Below are 18,868 nucleotides of genomic sequence, written 5' to 3' on the forward strand. Positions count from 1 at the left end.
CAATATAAAGCTGCTTCCTCCGCCAAGAAGCCAAATTGCTTCAGGGGCGGTTGCTTTAATCTGACCTGCTTTAAGTGATAGACTGCCACCCTGAATCGAGATGTTACCTGCACTCTGCATCATTACACCTTGGTCATTCAGTGTGATGACTAATCCAGCTCCAGCCTGTACGGTCACCTCATCCGATGACATACCAATAGATGGTCCGTCAGGATGGCCCCACAGTTTGTGTTGCGTTCCACCGGAAACCGAACGCTTGCTTTCGGGCACTGCATGACGAATATAAGCCTTGGACTCGCGAGTTCCAGGAATGTACAGTTCCACCGTGTCACCAATTTCTGGCATCAGGTAGAGTCCGCTGTGACCTTCGGCGACGTAAGATGTCGATAAAGGATATGGACAGGAAGATTCTGCTTTAATCGGACCATCTTCGATATACAGTTCCATCTGTACACGATCACCAATAATGCGGATTACTTCACCGTATAAGGAGAGGCCAATGAGATCCAGAAGATCGGATCGTGGAACCCGAATATGGTCTTCCAACATCATACGATATGTAGTCATGAGCAACCCGGATTCCAATCGGGATTCCGCTTGAGTTACCGTTAATTCTTTCCCGTCAGGCAGTTCGACTTTATCACCCAAAGCATAGGTTTCATAACACTCCATCGTATAGATGAGCGCCCCCTGTGTACCTTTGGGATCCTGCATCATATACCGATGCTGTTCATCCCCATGCCAATTCAGATGGCCCATTTCTTTCTTGACATGATATGGACGATCCAGAGGCCATTTCCACAACTTGCCCATGGGCAACCCGAAGAACAATTTCGGTGAAGCCGCTGTCACTTCAGGCACCAGTACGGTACCAAACCGGGAAGCCAAACGTCTCAGAAACATCCAGTCGGTTTCTCTATATTGTAAAACAAGTTCTCCCAATTGGGTATTCTCTGTGACATTATCAATTACATCCGAGTAGGTATACGCCTTCATCACGTATTTAACTAATTCGCCATAGGACATCGCCCTGTTCTGGAATGCTCGCTCGGATATTTCAATGTCCATCTGATATGTATTCGATATGGCCTCTAGCTCGAACCTGTATATGCCACCAACCAAATGTACAGTTAATGAAGTCATCACGCCATGAAACAGACGCCTTACAGATTTCCCCATTTGATCTAGCTGTCTTAGTACAATCGGTTCTCCTTCAGCCTGGACATGAAGGATGCCTGGTCCATCTTCCTCCGGTATAACGCCGCTAATATATAACTTCGCATGCTCATTAATCTGTCGGGTAATTCGGATTTCTTCCAGCCATTGCACTTTATACGGCCAATATAAACGGAGTTGTTCGTATCCGATGCGTTCCTGTACCTTTTTCATGGATTCGTTCATCTCAAAAATCCAGCTGCTGTCCGTCATCCTCGATGACGATATCTCCACCATACAGACACTTATGCGTACAGTGACCAAGTAGAGCAGCTTTCCCTTCCACCTTGGCATCTCCTTTGCCATGTAGCCAAGGCATAGTCAATACAGGTACACACGGTGCTTTCTTCACCCCATAGATATCCACCATCATACTGTTGGATACAGCCGGATTCTCCATATTGGAGCAATTTCCAAATGATCCAATATGGACTCCAGGTACATAATCTTCAATCGTCAACTGAGCCTTGCCTTTGATGTAAACGCCATGACTAAATGGGATCTTCAATCGGGTACGCTGTGTACCACAACTGCAATGCAGAATCGCTCCGGCAACCACATAACTCTTGGAATCTCCTGTAGCAGGTTGAAGACTGATCTCACTCTCTTGATTACCTTGTGTCATTTCGCCTCTCTCCTCTCTATATTGTCTGTTCCTGCTCCAGACGGACCAGCTGAATCCCGGAAAAATCCCGACGCAGCAGACTCTCTGCCAAAGCTAGATTAACGATGATGACAGATTCACGAGGTTCCTTTAATTGAAACAAAGGAAGTTCAGCCTTACCTCGATCCAGAACAATCTGTTTCAGACTTCCATCCAGATGACGTTCCGTTTGGGGAGAGAGCACATCCATTACCGTTGGATAAATAGCCCAATAGGTCTCCTGGGACATACGTGCTTTGTCCGTCAACACTGCCGCCCTGCGAATTAAGCCGGGATGGTACAACGTAAATACTTCCAGCATTCGATCCGATACCAGAGGTACAGGGCGCTCCAAATAATCGGTGTAATCTACATTAGGTCTGCTTTTGATTGAAAGGTTAATTGCGGTGTGATTACCACTCCCCTCCTGAAAAGAAGCATTCCACTCTCGACGCTGTACCTCACCAACCGCTTCTGTCTCTACACGATTTGTCCATCTGGTATCCTGCATCAGCCTAAAGTATCGCATGGCGATTCCTCCTTCACCGACTCCTCAAATATCGCATCTTCCAGATCTGCCCCATCCCATAACACGTTGGTTAGGTTTGCTCTACGAAATATAGCTCCACGGAGTCGCGCTCCCCTGAAATCTGCTCCGGTTAAGTTGGCATTCTCGAAGTTGATACCTGAGTACCCAGGACCCTGTATTCGACCATCAGGATGCCCTTCTTCCCCAGAAATGCCCCTGAAGATAGCCCTCTCCAGTGAACATCCATTGAAGTCAGCACCGTATAGTAGACTGTCAGCAAAATTGGTATCTCTCATATCACAGTTATGCCAACGTGTGCCTACCAAGACACAACGTTCAAAATCTGTTGATTTTAATCTGATGTCATTAAACCTGCTATACCGGAAGTCTAGATCACTGCATATCATCTCTTCCATGTCCAGATCGTGATAGTCCGCATACATCCCACCCAAACCATCACCCTCTTCAAGCTCCCTGCCGATGTCTTCCAGGTTCCGTTCTCGTTGGTCAAGTCGATACACACATTCACTGGTATCCAAATACTCCCCTACACGAACCTCAAATTCGGGCTCCACCTGCATATCCGATATCAGTTGGGAATCAAGGAGCTGATGGAAACATTGACGAATAAAATAAATAACATAGCGGTGAACCAAAGTTACCTCTTGAAGTCGTATTCGATCCAGTTCAACCATCGAGATCATCCCCTGATAATCAGGAAGTGTCTTCTTCAAACGATCAAGCATCCGTTCCAAACAATCAAAGGCCCACTGGGCATCATATATTGCCTGTATAGGCTCTCTGTCGAGAAGCCATGACATATCACTGGCTTCGGCAAGATAATGCATCGCTCCCGTAGCGACTTCTGTCCGCAACAAAGAATATTGGATGTAAGCAACATTCCCTTTGGCACCAATCTGTTGACTGTGCCTTACTTTACTAGTTAATTCTTCGAAATAACTTAGGAACTCCGTAGTCAACATTGGGGATTGGCTATTTAATGTATATTGAAGGTCAGCCATCAGCCTGATTCGTTCAGGCTCCACTTGATTCGTATAAAAGTGCAGTAGTGATTCCTTCCGGCTCACTGACTTTCCTCCTTCCAACGTTAATTAGATTTCACTTCTGTCCCGCTCATTTGAGCCTGACCATCCAGCCTTATTTTCCCTCCTCCTCCTTCAAGAAGAAGTTCTGATCCAGCAGATAATGTAATTTTCTTTCCTGCTTTTAGCGAAATGCTCCCTCCTGCTGACATACTTACTTGCTGACTACCTGCAATATGAATACCTTCATTTCCACTAAGTCGAATATAGACCTCTCCTTCTTTGCCGCTAATGATTACAGCGTCTGGAGTAAGACGTATCTCTTTCCCATGAGGAGTGCGAAAAATTTTATGATCTGGATTGTTCAGCTTGTTGGTGGATGTCGACTTGTTATCCAGTCGTGGAGCACCTGTGGCGTAAGCATCTTCTTCATACATCGTTGGGAAATATACAGCTATCGGGTCACCAATTTCGGGCATGACATACCAGCCGGTCTCTCCCTCTGCAATATACGGAGATTGATACAACAGCCACAGTGCATCTTCCGTCCCTTGTTTATCATCACAATCAAGATGCACCTGAACCTGTCCACCATGTACACCGATAACACGCCCCATTAATGAGCTTCCAGCAATCAGCGGATTGTAGTACGTCTTTTGCCGCAATCCTTTGTGAAGACTCAGCACATATTTATGCTTTAGAATACCTCCGGCTAGTTCCGTATAGGCTTCCGTAAGATACAGACTTCTGCCACGGAATGAGATATGGTGTCCCAGTTCCATAACTTGATCTGTCTCCACTTCGTATACAATGAAGTCACTTTCATTCACATTTACAGTCTCGTTCTCTGTGAAGTACATGAACGGAGTCATGTTTTTGTGGACGGTATAACGCGTATTGTCCAGTTCGATCGAGTTACCATGCTCATATACGCCGAAATAAAATTTGGGACTGTCGAATTGAGCCGCAGGCATCAGACTCGTATGAAATCGGGAAGCCAGTCTTCTGAGAAATGCCCAGTCTGTTTCCTGGTATTGCACGGCAACCTTGCCAATCTTGGCTCCCCCGGTCCCCTCATCGATCACGTCCAGTCCCGGATAATCCTGATCCAGCTCCTTTAACAATTCAGGGAGCGTCATCTGGATGTTTTGAAACGTACGGGTTCGCTTCTTGACATCCATCAGGTATGTATGTGAGATTGCTTCAACCTGGAGCGTATATACGCCCCTCACAACCTGTACTTCTACAGATAAAGGAATGCCTTTGAATAGCGGACTTTTGTTCCCTTCCTCGTCCTTTTGCCACACTTCAATCGGGGTATTCTTATCCGTAACATCCACATAACGATCTTTCCATTCCTCGGATACCATGCCTTTGAAAACAAGACGGGTGTGCTCATTCATCTTTTTGCGGATTGTCAATTCTTGCAGATGTACTAGCTCATAAGGTTCAATAATCAGATTTTCATACGTCAGGCTCATGGACTCAGCTCCTCTCTAATTCATTTCGACAATGAGTGTATCCAGAAGTGTACCACCGGGTTCCATCCAATTTCTCTTCTCATCGTCCGTACAGTTAAAACCATAAACAAGGACTTTCTGATCTAAAATGGTGAACACCATATGGTTATAAATTTGATCATTCAATCCCTGAACAACGAACTGGCAGTAACCCGTGGAAAGACCGGCATCCGTCACTCGAACGCCGTGTTTTTTCCATTCTCGTACAGGTTGAGTTGCACGAATCACATCAGCCATCGATTCCGTAAAGGAATTCAGCTCTTCCGGAGCAAGACGATGATCCAATGTCTTGAACGTAAAGTTGATCGTTCCCGAATCATTGGTATAGATCCATTCAGGACGATGGGACGACGGATATTTTAACTGAGCTTCTCTTTCTGTCACCAAACGAAATGTGCGGGGAAGAGACACCGTAACCTTGCCCTCGTATAGCTCCGTTCTTCTCAGATGTATCGTTTCCTGTTCAAGGCGTATCATGGTTATTGGCTCGAATGGTTTTACTTCTCTTGATTCAGGAGAGGCTTCAACATCTCTAGTCTCTGTTCCCTGATGAGGTTCACCGTTCAATGTTTTGCCATATAACATCGGGATGATTTTGCGATCCATATGTTCCATAAACGAATTCCATCCTCCCATTCACTTGAAAATTTCAATCCACAATCATACGATGTGGTCCACCCACCGGCATACCCGAACGTCCCGTTCCCCGACCTGCATTCGCCAGTATGCGATCCAGATATCGATGAATTTGCGCATTATCATATTCTCTGTACTCCAGCCCTAATCGACTAGCAATGTGATGCAAAATGACGCTACGCGCAACCGTTCCTTCATTGAGACACATCATGGCGAAGACCAGATCCTGGGGATCAGAGGTCCCCGTTCGAAGCAACCTCTCGGCATAATCCTTCATGACAACAGGAGATAAGGTGCTTGCCCCCTCGGCTGCATAAGGGACATGAATGACATGCAGGGTGTTGAACTCCGTTGCCAAGTCGGCAAAGGTCTGGTAGTCACGCCGCAGCCGGGCCCCTTCCTTCAGCTTGAATCGAGCCAGCTCCAACTCTCTCGATGTGCACGTTGTCTCTTCATCCAAGAGCAGCTCTGAATGGCTTATCGTCATGTCACTCACGGTCTCCTCCTCGGTAAACTGAAGCTTCAGCACATTGACCCGTCCCGTAGCTTGGTATGCCAGTTCCATAGGCTCTGTCAGCATATAAAGCCTTCCATTATGCAGCACCATCCCAGGGGCGACGACCAATTTGTCCGGGAACACTTCTACCTCTGCACCTGCAAGAATGCCATCTGCATAACCGCGATAGTACAGTTCGATGAAGTCTCTGGGGAAATCACGTAGTCCCTCCAACATGGATGTTTTCAGAATTCTTCCCTTGTTAAAATGCGGATACGAATATGTGAACATGAGCGGTGTTCCCCCTTTCTGCCCGTGGTCCTCACTTCATTCCGTCAAAGAAGTCCAGTTCCGACAAGTCTGTTTCAAACGGAAGCAGCTTCTGCGATCCCAGATACAGCCGTTCATTTCTGCGAGCTACAGGCAACACATGGAAGCCCCAATGACGATCATCCGGAAACACAAAAAACTTCGTCTCTCCATTCACGATGGAATCCGTATCATCCTGCGGAATTTTATCTCCATATCGATCTCGAATGTCTTCGTAGAGCACCTCTTTATAGAATTCCGGGCGGTTCGCATATACGAATTTTTGTCTCAGCTGGCCATCGCTTCCGCTAAGATACAACTCCACTTCTGCCGTCTCGAATGGACGGGAAATGCTGCCAGGAATACCATCACTCCGATCCAGACTGCTGATCAGCATTTTTTCACGTCCATTATGCGTGTAGGCACTTACGGTATACGGAATTACAGCGGCATCATGCGTGATGTCGGCTTGAACGCTTCCTGTTTTGCGGGCACTCAGATAACGAATTGCCCCTCGAAGGCAGGCAAGTTTAAGATCAGGCACACGCCCTTCCGCAGGTTTTTGCCGAAACTCAATGCTTCTGCCTGGAACGAACTCTTTCAGTGCTTCCCGAAATACATCAATGCGGCAGGACTGACCTGTTAACTTGATAATCGAGTACTGGTTCATCCGCCCTTGATGATAGAAATCATCCAAAAACTTGCGAACCACCTCATAGATATCGGCCTTAATCAGCTGGGTAATTTCCTTGATATTGAACACCACATCGGGGAACTCATATTCATCCTTCAACTCCCCATTCCGTTCTACCGAGAGGAACCAACGCTCCATGGTCGTTATTTGCAGATCACTGTCCCCGTCGTCCTCCATCTCCGAGTGGAATCGGTTACGCAATATGCCGGTTTTGCGGAAAAATTGCTGCTTCATCTCTTCTGCGATTTCCCACAGAAAGTAGAAGTTGCCTCTTACCCGCAAATACTCGTCCCGTGAACGATTCTCTCGGCGCGCAAACGCGGTAGGGATGATGTGTTCTGCCTCATCATATCGCTGCTCCAGCTTCTGATAAACGGACTTCACACCCTCTTCGTCCACCTGACGGAACACATCCGCACCAGGTGCCTCAATCAGGCTATCAATATCCGTCACCTGACGGCGTCCGCTATAGTAGTCGGCGAATACAATTTTCATGAATTGCATAATACGATAGGTAATGTTGTGACCTCCGAAGTTCGTATCCCCATTTTCGTAGGTAGTATGAATATCGAGCTTGTACGCCATATGTCCATCCTCGATCGTAAAGGCACAGGAAGATAAATCCGTCGTTCCACCGCCACAATCAATCACGAGCGCATGATACGTCTGCCCTTCCATGAAAGCACCACGTTCCATCCCGTCAGCAAGGGTGTTATAGAGTACAGCCATTCCCTCATCCAGCGCATACGTCTGCTCAATCCGATAATCCGGAAGCATCTCGCCGAACATCTGCAAAAACTGTGTTTTCATCTTCACGGGACTGGTAAAATGCACATGGCGAAACTTGCACTTGAACTGATGCTCTGCCGTTCGGATGATGTAATTCATGTACGCACGCAGCAGATCCATACGAGAAACGATGGCCGCATTGCCATGAACATCGACGATTTCTTCCATTTTGTTGTAATTGTTCACCCATCGCTTCATGCTGCGGAAGACACTCGCCCGGCTGCTGTACCCTCCCCGACGCATACTTCGCAGCGCTTCATAGCCGAACTCGTAACGAATGTTCGCTGGATCCGAACACTCCGCCACCCCAATGGCCGTAGGCAAGACCTCGATCCAATCCGTATCTTTGTATGTAGGATCGGGAAAAGAAACGTAGTTGATGGCATCCATACGGACTCGCCCATTCAGCAAATCCTGGCTGCTCGGCGCCTGAATATAACCGTTATGCAAATAGGCGCCTGCCGTCGTATTGGAGGTGCCAAAATCAATTGCAAGCACTGCTTCTGTCGGTTCAAGCTCCCGGATGTCCAGATCTGCCAGTGGGATTTGAGTATATTGAATATGAACCGGTGGAAGCGGTCTGCTGGAATAATAGGTCTGATATAGGTACTCCGAGTCGCGTTTACGGAAAAAGAGAAGACTATACTGTCTGTTTCCAGATCTCTTCCAGGTCGCCCCACTTCCTGCGGTCAAATAAAAGGTTCCCGATACGGAGTCGTCCTTAACCAGGTTGAAGATGCCGCACAGCTCCATGCTCTCATTGACTAAAAGTACGTTGGATTCGGTTAGTCCCCCCGGTGCCGTAACCACATATCGATCCAGCTTGTCCACGTTCAATCCTTCGTACAGAATCAGTCGCGCAGGTACACTAATGCCTCCATCACTGCTCATGGGCGCCGTCATATGACGAGAAATAGCCTTTTGTATCCGCTCGAATCCACCTTCAACAGACTGATTGATCCACAATATATCGTCCGCTCCCAGAAATTTTAAAATAATCCGAATCAGTTCTTCCCGCTCCGTCCGAGGGCCCAATCCCTCGATTAACCGTTCCTTGTAGCAAATGTTCCGTAATTGGAACGTGGTCATGTCCATCAATTCTTCACGCGTATAACGCATGGTTCCTCTGGAACGTTCCCTGCTCGTGGCATCAGGATACAATCGGTATGAATAGCCGTTCATCTATACTTCCTCCTTACAACTGCTGGTGCTGCTTAATATAGGGCAATCCCGTCCTGTATCATCGTATAATCCACATCCAGAATGCCAAAATGATGCCTCCAGTATATTTCCGTGTCGAAACGAACCGGCAGAAAGAGTTCAAGAATCAGTTCCAGCTTCTCCTTCGCTTCCGTACGCTCTACCTGACCAATATACAAAAGCAATTCATCCTTTTCTTCACAATTGGCATATAGGGTTGAACGCGGGAACATTCGAACAAGGGTATCCCTCAGCAGATGAACCGCCTCTCCCGTATCATACAAACGGAGCATATTGCAGGCGATCACTTCCTGCTCCTCCTGTCCGAACAGCTCCAGTCGCCGCCGAACCCGATCCCCGTATACACCCGAATGCATATCCTTCAGAATGAAGCGAATATAATACTCCCTCTTGTTCATCCCCTGCATCAAATCCATATCCGCCAGAAAATGAATAACCAGATCAAAGAGCGCTTCCCGCAACTCCACCTGCTCTTCATTATTGATATCGAAGAGGTCCCGGAAAATATCAAAAAAGCGATAATACGGATTGACTTCAACCGTGCCTTCCACGCCTGAAGCATTCAGGTTTGTCTGGCTAAGTTCCATGTAAGGCGAATATACACGTGCTGGCACAAAGGTTACGTCGCGCAGATCGGTTCCATTACGCTTGGCCCGAATAATCAGATCCCAGATGTAATTCATGCTGTACTCACACCCATTCCCCTTCGCAGCAGTATTCCGGGAAAGCCAGCTGGATTTCGGATACCAGAAAGCTCAGCAGATCATCCAGAAAAATGGCCTGTCCCGGCTGCTTTCCGTGTCTGCTGAACCTTAAAATCATTCGATGTTTATCTGTTTCAACACGGACATGATCGCTAACAAATGCATTAAGTGGATACGTAATGCCCAAAGCGGGTCCTGGCGCCACCACTTGCACATCTTCCAGTTCCAACCCCTCTGCTGCCTGAAAAGCGTGAACCATGCGGGAAATCTCTCCTTTGGATCGTACAGAACGTCCTTCCTGGCGAGCATATTTACCGGCAAACCCTTCCCGCTTGTTATTGGAAAACAGCGGATAGTCCATCCTGCCAATGCGGGTTGCGACGGGACCCGCTATTTTCAGCACCGTCCATGAATCGGATTTTTCCAGTGGTGATACGATGATGATATCTTCTTCCGATCTTTTGATATACCGAATATGCGATTCGTCTCCATCCACCAGATATCCGTGTTCCGTTCCGGTTTTGCGGAGTGGCAACACATGTTCATAATTGATTCGGTCCGAAGCCGGAACAGGGAATCCACCCGTTTTCATATCCAGCTTCTGAATGTTCCACAGCGGAATCATATTGGTTCTTTTATAAGACTCAAACTCTTCGAGATGGATGGAAAGTTCCTTGACAGCATGTTGTTTGTCCCATGCTTCTCCATCGTCCGAACTGACCAGAACACAATCAATGAATTTGTACACATAGGGTGCATTGATCGATTTCCATGGCAGACTGTTCTTACGAAAGACCCGGTACAATTCTTCAACTTTGGAGATATACGCTGCACTTGATTTCAACCGAACCGTTATGGCATGCCTGCCTCCACTGGTTACTATCTCCCCGCGAAATGTCCGATTACTGTTCAGTAGAGATTGGAGTTCCTGTTGCCCACATTCCATGTAGAACGTGAATAATTTCATCTCTTCATGACGCGCCAGTGCCTCTGAAGCCTCACTCAAATAGACGGACTGTGATTCAGCATCCTCAGGAATGATCGGGTACAGAAATTCATGAATGGGATCCAGATCTTCCCGCGCACATAATGTGACATATACATCATGACGTTCCTCCTGCGGCAACACCTCATCAAAAACCCGTTGCTCAATCTGTTTGTTCAGCGTCTCCTGATACTCCACAAGATTAAGAAAAACGCCTGTCATGAGATCTTTGAGCATGCGGCGTTGTTCGAGATCCTCCATCTTGTTAAGACGGTCACGAATCATGTCTTTCATCATGAATCTCCTCCTTCCGATGATTCCTGTTCGTTCACGTCAGCCTCCGTGGTATCGGTGCTTCCGTCAGCCTTGGAGGCAGAATTGCTGCCAGCATTACTTGTCGTTTTTCCAGGAGAAGTACCTGAGCCGGAAGCATCCGCATTGCCATTTCCAGCCGAGGTGCCATTAGCAGTGGAAGAACCGTTCCCTACTGTATTGCCTGTATTCACACTTCCTGTACTCCCGGTCATATCCGAGGTTATGCCCGAGGTATTTGGTGAGTCTGATCCTGCCGTATCCTGCGTAAGATCAGCCGCCGGTACCGATGGGTTTAATTTCTCATCCAGTTTGTTTATTTTCCGCTCCATGGCCAGCACACGTTCCAGCATATCGATCTCTTGATAAATTCCCTGTGCCGAAGCATAGGCATCCATGGCTCCGCTGTAGTCTCCGGCTTCATTGAAGCGGTCACCCTTCTGTTCCAGCGTATCTGCCTGAAGCTGCCGGGATTGTCGCTTGATATCTGCACGTTTGGTCTCGGCCGTCTCCAGTTGCGTAGCAATCTCCTTCAACGCATCTTTGTAAGCTGTCTCCGTAGCGGCCGTTCTGGCCCGTTTATACAAAATGATTGCTCCACTGTAATCTCCGTTCTGGAGTTTCAGATCGCCCTCGGTGATCCAGTCTTGCACTTGCTGGAAAGTGGTCATCTGCTCCAGTCGCTCCTGAATAACTTCCCGGTTGAACATGGTATAGGATTCAGACAATTCCAATGCTTTGGTGTAACTCGCGGTTGCTTTGGTAATGTCGCCTTCTTTCAGGTGAGCTTCCCCATCAACCAGCGTCTGAGCAGCAGCCATCTTCGCGGTCAACAGCTTTTTATGTATCGGGTCCTTGATTTTGATGGAATTATTGCGTGCAAGGCTGTAGTCCGAGACCGCCTTGGTATACTCTTGTTCCTTGACGTACTGGTCTGCGGTCTGTTCATATTGCAGCATATCTACGACCAATTCAGCTTTTTTGGCTGCACTTTTTACAGCGTAGAATATGCCGGCTCCACCAAAAATCAGGAGCATGACCAGCATGATGGCAATCCGCTTAATCCATTTCTTACGGTTCTTGGGCTCTTCATGAAAAATCTTGTTCACATATATGGCTGCCGCACTATAATTCTCGATACGAGTACGTTGCTTGCTAAGCATCACTTCTTCAAGCGTATCCGCCAGTGTCTGCGGGTCATTGGCACCTTCAACCGCATCGATCATCTCGGCATCTTGCACCCCTTCCCATAATCCAGGGGTGCAGAGCACAAGCACATCGCCATCGGCCAGCTTGATCTTATCCGATACATACGGTCTGATCATGCCAGGTTTGCCCGCGTATTCGTTCAGATTGCCGCGTTCATCATGCTGATCCACACGATCTTCTGCAATCTGGCCTTCGGCTGCCAACTGAGCAGCAACGCTATGATCTTTGCTTTTTAGTGCAAGCCGATTTCCACGAAAATGATACAACCGGCTGTGTCCGGCAGATGCCCACACCATACGTGTATAATCTGTCACAACAATGACAAATCCCGCTTTGAGCCTGACTCGGCGGCTTTCATACTGCAACCATTCATGGGCAATCTTGATATACTCCGTTAGTCTGCGTTTGGACATGGTTGGCTTTTCCAAAAAGGATTCCAGAATGGTCTGCACTGTGATCTGTGCGCTATTCACTTCCGTATCTGTATCCAGGCCATCTGCAATGACATAACAGGCCCAATCTTCCAGCTCAACGCAGCCGTAGAAATCCCGATTTTTCAGGAAAGATCCCGCTTCCGAGACAAAAGCCGTCTTGAATTCACTGTTCTCCTTCCTCATCCGTCTCCCCATTTCCCTTCCCTGTGCGTTGCCTGATCCGTTACCATCCTTGCTCCAAAATGATAATCGTGGCATTATCCTGATGCACGAGCTGTTTTTCTTCAATCAAATCAATGATGGTCTGAGCTGCATCAAATGGCGACATGTCTTTCGCAAGTATAGTTTCCAGTTCCATCTCAGTAAGAGAGTTGTATACCCCGTCACTGCATAACACAATCTTGTCCGCCGGCTGCAGTGCAAACGGCTCGTCCGCGATTTCCATTTGTTTAAAATGGTCGTACCCCAAATAGTTGACCAGCCTTTTGCGCTGCGGATTATCCAACGCCTCCTGCTCCGATATTTCTCCAGACATATACTGTTCTTCCAGTTGGGTTTCCAGTGTATGTTTATGATTGATAGCAAGCAGCTCTCCTTTACGAAATACGGCCAAAATACTGTCTCCTACCGCGCCCCAATATAACTCTCTGCCCTTGATCATGGCCGATACCAACGTTGTTCCACCCGGAACGCCAAGCAAGTTACGAAGAATCGCCTGGTTTGCTGCATGGGAAGAAGCATCCCAAAACTCTTCCGGATCAGGAAACCGCTCCAACTCTTCAAACTCACGGATAAATGTTTCTACCGCAGTGGTACTGGCTACTTTCCCACCAGATAATCCGCTAATTCCATCGGCAAGTACCGCAAGCACACCATAAGGCTCCACGGCACAGGCAAAATAATCATCCTGTTCACTGCGAGCACCAATGGTCTGTCCATTCCCGATCTGAACGCCAACCGGCCTATCGTCACGTTGCCTTACCGGAATCCGGCTTCGGACGAATAACAACAACCAGATCGACAAACAGCCTGCTGCCAGAACCCAATAAGGCGTTAGCTCCTTGTCGTTCCACAAGATCATGAAGGTATTCACTGTTGCTCCCATTCAAAATGCACACCACATAATGGGATGAAAATAAATTTACTGCGTCCCAATTGAATGACGTCGTAGGCAGCCAGTTCCACCGGAGAATAGACCGCTTCGTTGTTATGGTAGGCAAGGCCGGAAGCATCGCCGGGCAGCAGATAGAAATTCCGTTTTTTGGGATCATATACAATCACCGCATGATTGCGCCTTGAAATCGTGTTATCCCCAAGGATTCGAACATGCATCTCTTCCGAACGTCCAATAAAGTTCTTTTCAGCCATAATCCGATAATCCTGGCCCATCTGTGGACCTTCGATACACACCATCCATCCCGTTACCGGTTCAATTCCTGTCGTTTCTCCCAGGTATGGCATCGTTCTGTCATCCTCTGCCGTGCGAGGCGCGCGTGGGATTGCTCCCCCTGCTTCACTATTGCCGGAAGGCGGTGACTCGACGGCCAGATTACAATATGGACAGGTGTTTCCGTGCCGTCTCGTGCTGAACATATGTCCGTTTCCACATCTTGTCAGACTCATTTCTTTTCATTCCCCCGTAAGCTTGTATGATGGTATGCCAACGTTATTTCACCAAAATTCGGGTATTGGCAATATAAATTAAGTCTCCTGCCTCAATCAGGCTGGGTTCTTCGATTTCCAATTTGGATGATCTGCTTTGATTTCCCTTACGTACGCCCACGCCGCTGGCGGAGTCAATATCCTCGATAAACCATTGGCCCGAGGCTTTGTTCAGCACAGCATGTTGCGGACTGATGAGGGAAGCATATGGAGTATCGGACAAATCAATGTCCGCCTCACTGTTCTTCGAACTTTTTCCGATCAATACACTTGTCTCACCCTGAATGTACCATTCCTTCACACTTGTACCGTCATCGTCCAACAGTACGAGTTTCACAACACGTGAAGATAACTTCTTCTTTTCCCTCTTGCTGGCAGGTAAGTATTTAAAAAACAAGTATGCTCCCCCGGAGAGGACCACAATAATTCCAGTTATCCACTGGGCACTCATGTCCCGGTTAATGATGAATATGTAATACAGCACGGCTAACGAAATCATGGCGACGCATGCGTCAACCCCTATCGTCATTACCGACCTTCCTCGTTTCACTTCCATAACCTCCGCCTGAACCGGCACGATCCATTACAGGCCACCGGCTTACTTTTTTCGAACTCCGAAATATCGGTCAAACATGGCGGACATATCCATTCCTTTGTTGGGATCGGCTTTGCCACTGTTTGAGCTGTCCTTGCCTTTGGGGCGATAGCCAAAAAATTGTTCAAATTGTTCCTGCATTCGTGATGGATCAGACCATACCTTCTCGGTATTCATAGGTCCATTTTGGGCTTGTCCACTCTTTTCTCGTGCAGTACTGGATGTTGCTCCATTTGCCCCTCCTGGGTTCCCTGTAGATCGAGGTTGTTGATTGTATGCAGCCCTTAACTCGGGATTTCCGAGTGTACTGTAGGCCTCATGGACTTGCTTGAAACGCATTTCTGCCTGCGCATCTCCCCCATTAACATCCGGGTGAAATTTCTTTGCCAATTGACGATAAGCCTTCTTGATCTGCTCCGGAGAAGCTTCACGTTCCACACCAAGCACGGCATAATAATCATTCATGGTATTCGTACCTGCCTCCCTGCCGTATTCGGGCGTAAATAAAGATTAAGGGGCACCAAGGCCCCTTAACTTGACAGAATTATTCTGGGCCAGCCATAACTGACCCGGAACATCAGCTTCTCCCTTTATACAGGGAAGCCGCCTTCAATTTTAGTGAATTCCGTTTTGTCTTTTTTCTGTTTGATGAACAGGCTGAATTCACCTACGCCTTCGGTATCTCCGAAACGTTCTGTGTAATCCACAACGAACGCGTTAGGCATGTAAATTTTGCGTACCACTTGATCCGCCGCAACCACTTCAAGGGTCACTTTACGGTAGCAATCTGCTTTTTCAGCTGGAACGAGTGACCACAGAGCAAGTTTCATCGTGTCATCCGCATTGTCACCGTCTGTTGCTGTAATAATTTTGCCACTGATGCGAAGTGTTGCACCTACATCTGTGGATCTAGCGTTGGAATCATCCGGTGTATCTGTGTCATACACTACTGTGCGGATATTATCCATTCCCAATTCGATTGTTTCTGCGCCTTCTACTTTCAATACAAAACCCATTAATAAAAACCTCCTTAAGATTAAAAAACAATGTGCCCGGCATGCTCTCCATCTGGGGAGAGGTACCGAAATATATGTATAAGGTCAGCCAATAAAGGCCGCCTCTAACACCAAAATAAATGTCTATAATTCGTTGTTTGAAGAATTATATACATTTCTAAAACTTGTACCCACTCCAGTTTCTTACACCTTCATCGCGCTGGTGCCTTTAGTAATCATGACCTCCAGGTTCTTCACGTTGCCGTTGAATACCAGGTCAATGTGGCACATATTGCTCTTCTCATCGATGATAAAGCTCATGTCGTCACCTTCTTGAATGATCGAATTGATCGACCCTCGGGTTCCCAGCCACCGGCTCTTCTGACTGCTCGGATTGTTGCTGAAGAATTTGACGATATTTTCATGCTTGAAATCACCCGTCTGGAAACGGAGCAAGCGCTCAATGTAAGTACTTACGAGTGTCTTATACAAGGAATCAAAACCATCTTCGGACATCGCCATGCTTCTCGCTTTGTATACCGTGATCCGCTTGATGTCGCTATCCTGGATTTGGGCATTCTCCGATGAGAAAATAAATCCAAAGTTTTTGCGGTTAATCGAATCCTTGATGGTGTTCGTGAATCCGGAAATTTCTTTGGTCATCGTAGTCACTACACGCAGACTGTTATCGCCTGCCTCAATATCAAAACGCACACCTGGATAATCCCGGTTCACGGTTTTAAATGCGCCTCGTAGATACTCGGGGCACTGATATGCAGCCACAATTCCGGCAGATACATAAGACGCACCGACATACACACCTTCAATCCACAGCTTCAGAATGTCTTCCTTCTCCTTGGAAAGCTCCACACCATTCTCCGTCTGGAGCATACGACTGTCGATAACGACACCCGATTTCTCTTTCGGAATGATGGTGAAATTCGGAGCACTTGGAATGGCGAATTCGCTGTAGTCTTTGCGAGTTAATACCGCGCATTTATCAATATATTTATCGATGCCCGCAGTAGCCATGCTGCTGAATGTAGTCTCTTCTCCAGATTCAAAGCTAAAGAATACTTGTACTTTGTAGTCTTTAACGACTTGCAGAAGCATGGACAGGGATTCCATACTGTTTCCGTCTTGTTTAACCACTTTCTCGTTACCACGGAAACGGGCTCGACTGACTTGAACTTGTCCCGTATTCTCCAGTTCAACGGAAGGAACAATTCCGAACCAAATAGTGTCGGTAAAATCATTCTTCGCATTGACTGTGTTGAGATAGGTCTCCAGCCGCGGAATATTACTGCTCTTAACAAGCATATCCAGCTTGGCATTGGCAATCAGCATGGAAGGAAGCATGCCTTTGTTTTTGGTCGCATATTGATCAAAGAACATTTTGACACCCAAAATTTTCTCTACCAGCGGTTTTACGGTTTTTACAAAGTCATCCTTGGCGTTCTTGTAAAATTCCAGGTATGTATTGTAATTCTGTACTTCAACTGCCGTATCAACATCCGTCTGAACTGCAGGCAGTGGGCAGAATGTACGAACGACCAGATCCTGTACATACGGTGAAGGTGCCTCGGAGAGTGAATCATAATCTTCGGCAAACACCTGAGTCAAATCTGTGCTTGTCGACTCATCCAGGAGCATCAACTCGTTGTTATCACTCTTTGGAGCTTCGATAATTTTCAATTCTCCGCTCTCACCAATCGTGAGTTGTCCTACCTGAATCGCTTCGGAAGAAGTTTCTTCTTGAGCACGGCCCAGCAACAAGCGGGTTTTGATATCTTCGATGGCCAGTGGCAGCATCGCCATGACATTGTTATAGTTCCTGCTGGCATCTTCAAACATGACATTAAGTTTATCCCCGATATCCAACTTCTTCGGGTCCCCGTCATCCAGCTTCTCATGCTGGCCGTACATGTAATGAATTTCTTTTCGTACCTGCCGAATGTCATCCATAACCTTTTTCGGTGAAATCATATCCAGCAAATTTTCAAACTTGAAATCTACATTCGTAATCCCCTGACTACGTTTGGTATCGATCAGGGTAAAGAGCATTCTCAGGAAGTCATTGCTATGATCAATTTTGATCTCAGAGATTGCTTCATCCGGAATCCCTTCGGGCTTTTTGAGCGTATACATGACTTTCTGGTTTACCGCATTGAAAAAGGAATACACACTGGGAGAAAACTTGTCCAAAAACTCATCGAAGCTTCGTACAAGCAGGTGCTCATTGATCTCCTTGATCTTGTCATCATTCAGACTGTCGATCCCTTTTACGTCACCGACAATCGTAATCAAATCCATTTTCTCAGGATTGATCTCTTCGAAAAGCATCGTTCGGTTCGTTTGATTAATAATATCCATTCAGGCAACATCCCCCTAATGATGGTTCATTCGGGCGAATGCTTCCCCCCCTCCATCAATTTTTGACACTCCGCACGCTCTATCAGTCTTTGGTCATGATCTAAGAGAATCATCTTCTCAGGCGATCACAAGTCCAATAGAACGAGCTGTCAACATATGACTGGAACTTATGTACCAGATTATGCCGTTTGCTTTGGAGATTTATGGAATTCATCTTAATCATCAGTGATATATTTTGTCAATATTACCCTATATAGGTCTAAAAGCTCATTTTTGTGACTTCGATATACCTATAGAACTAATTTCCGATTTCCGCTTCATTTCCCATCGAATCATGCCGATGATAAAGAATATCCTATAATCTGGATGATGTTCAATGATTTAAAACTAGTGGAGTTTTCCCCCTAATCAAGAGGAAATCGCCTTAACGTATGCGGTGTTGCAATATTCTTCGCTTATCAAAACTACGCATAACGGGGTTTTGTCGAGTAGAAACAAAAGTTT

17 protein-coding genes are annotated in these 18,868 nt (G+C 46.9%); all 17 read right to left on the minus strand.

From position 1 onward, the window contains the following. Nucleotides 1-1,428, minus strand: a 1,428-nt coding sequence (locus AC1DE7_RS26475; RefSeq protein ID WP_477535519.1) for a contractile injection system protein, VgrG/Pvc8 family, incomplete at its 3' end; no start/stop codon positions are given. After that, nucleotides 1,403-1,840: a DUF4280 domain-containing protein gene (locus tag AC1DE7_RS26480; RefSeq protein WP_221824334.1), complete on the minus strand. Its 438-nt coding sequence runs from the start codon at nucleotides 1,838-1,840 to the stop codon at nucleotides 1,403-1,405. The genes AC1DE7_RS26480 and AC1DE7_RS26475, both read right to left, overlap by 26 nt. A 16-nt stretch (nucleotides 1,841-1,856) precedes the next feature. Then, complete coding sequence (locus tag AC1DE7_RS26485) at nucleotides 1,857-2,387, minus strand: hypothetical protein (protein WP_221824336.1); 531 nt, start codon at nucleotides 2,385-2,387, stop codon at nucleotides 1,857-1,859. Next, a complete protein-coding gene (locus AC1DE7_RS26490) occupies nucleotides 2,369-3,475 on the minus strand; it encodes a pentapeptide repeat-containing protein (protein ID WP_221824338.1) in 1,107 nt (368 codons plus the stop codon). Before AC1DE7_RS26490 ends, AC1DE7_RS26485 begins: the two co-directional genes overlap by 19 nt. A gap of 20 nt (nucleotides 3,476-3,495) precedes the next feature. Further along, entirely contained in the window at nucleotides 3,496-4,911 is a 1,416-nt protein-coding gene (locus AC1DE7_RS26495; RefSeq protein WP_253502183.1) for a hypothetical protein, read from the minus strand. 15 nt (nucleotides 4,912-4,926) lie between these two features. After that, entirely contained in the window at nucleotides 4,927-5,556 is a 630-nt protein-coding gene (locus AC1DE7_RS26500) for a hypothetical protein (protein ID WP_477535520.1), read from the minus strand. A gap of 43 nt (nucleotides 5,557-5,599) precedes the next feature. Further along, on the minus strand, nucleotides 5,600-6,373 hold the full coding sequence (locus tag AC1DE7_RS26505; protein WP_477535521.1) for a DNA and RNA helicase: 774 nt from the start codon (nucleotides 6,371-6,373) through the stop codon (nucleotides 5,600-5,602). A 31-nt stretch (nucleotides 6,374-6,404) separates the two neighbouring features. Further along, nucleotides 6,405-9,056: an Hsp70 family protein gene (locus tag AC1DE7_RS26510; protein ID WP_127545050.1), complete on the minus strand. Its 2,652-nt coding sequence runs from the start codon at nucleotides 9,054-9,056 to the stop codon at nucleotides 6,405-6,407. Nucleotides 9,057-9,088: 32 nt separating this feature from the next. Then, a complete protein-coding gene (locus tag AC1DE7_RS26515; protein WP_127545047.1) occupies nucleotides 9,089-9,778 on the minus strand; it encodes an iron-dependent peroxidase in 690 nt (229 codons plus the stop codon). A gap of 7 nt (nucleotides 9,779-9,785) precedes the next feature. Next, nucleotides 9,786-11,078 carry a normocyte-binding protein gene (locus AC1DE7_RS26520; protein ID WP_477535568.1) on the minus strand — a complete coding sequence of 431 codons (1,293 nt, stop codon included), beginning with the start codon at nucleotides 11,076-11,078 and terminating at the stop codon, nucleotides 9,786-9,788. Beyond that, entirely contained in the window at nucleotides 11,078-12,997 is a 1,920-nt protein-coding gene (locus AC1DE7_RS26525; protein ID WP_477535522.1) for a serine/threonine protein phosphatase, read from the minus strand. The genes AC1DE7_RS26520 and AC1DE7_RS26525 overlap by 1 nt, the downstream gene beginning before the upstream one ends. Beyond that, complete coding sequence (locus tag AC1DE7_RS26530; protein WP_100528561.1) at nucleotides 12,963-13,820, minus strand: PP2C family protein-serine/threonine phosphatase; 858 nt, start codon at nucleotides 13,818-13,820, stop codon at nucleotides 12,963-12,965. The genes AC1DE7_RS26525 and AC1DE7_RS26530 overlap by 35 nt, the downstream gene beginning before the upstream one ends. 8 nt (nucleotides 13,821-13,828) lie before the next feature. Then, nucleotides 13,829-14,362 (minus strand): FHA domain-containing protein, encoded by a 534-nt coding sequence (locus AC1DE7_RS26535; RefSeq protein WP_091013796.1) that lies wholly within the window; start codon nucleotides 14,360-14,362, stop codon nucleotides 13,829-13,831. A gap of 43 nt (nucleotides 14,363-14,405) precedes the next feature. Then, the gene (locus tag AC1DE7_RS26540) at nucleotides 14,406-14,957 is read right to left on the minus strand and encodes an FHA domain-containing protein (protein WP_127545040.1); all 552 of its coding nucleotides are present in this window, start codon (nucleotides 14,955-14,957) and stop codon (nucleotides 14,406-14,408) included. A 42-nt stretch (nucleotides 14,958-14,999) separates the two neighbouring features. Next, a complete protein-coding gene (locus tag AC1DE7_RS26545; RefSeq protein ID WP_100528544.1) occupies nucleotides 15,000-15,461 on the minus strand; it encodes a J domain-containing protein in 462 nt (153 codons plus the stop codon). Between the two features lie 125 nt (nucleotides 15,462-15,586). After that, nucleotides 15,587-16,012 carry a hypothetical protein gene (locus AC1DE7_RS26550; protein ID WP_056695746.1) on the minus strand — a complete coding sequence of 142 codons (426 nt, stop codon included), beginning with the start codon at nucleotides 16,010-16,012 and terminating at the stop codon, nucleotides 15,587-15,589. Nucleotides 16,013-16,195: 183 nt separating this feature from the next. Further along, nucleotides 16,196-18,364 (minus strand): transcriptional regulator, encoded by a 2,169-nt coding sequence (locus AC1DE7_RS26555; protein ID WP_091013787.1) that lies wholly within the window; start codon nucleotides 18,362-18,364, stop codon nucleotides 16,196-16,198. Nucleotides 18,365-18,868: the final 504 nt, after the last annotated feature.

Source organism: Paenibacillus sp. 10L310 (assembly GCF_056395745.1).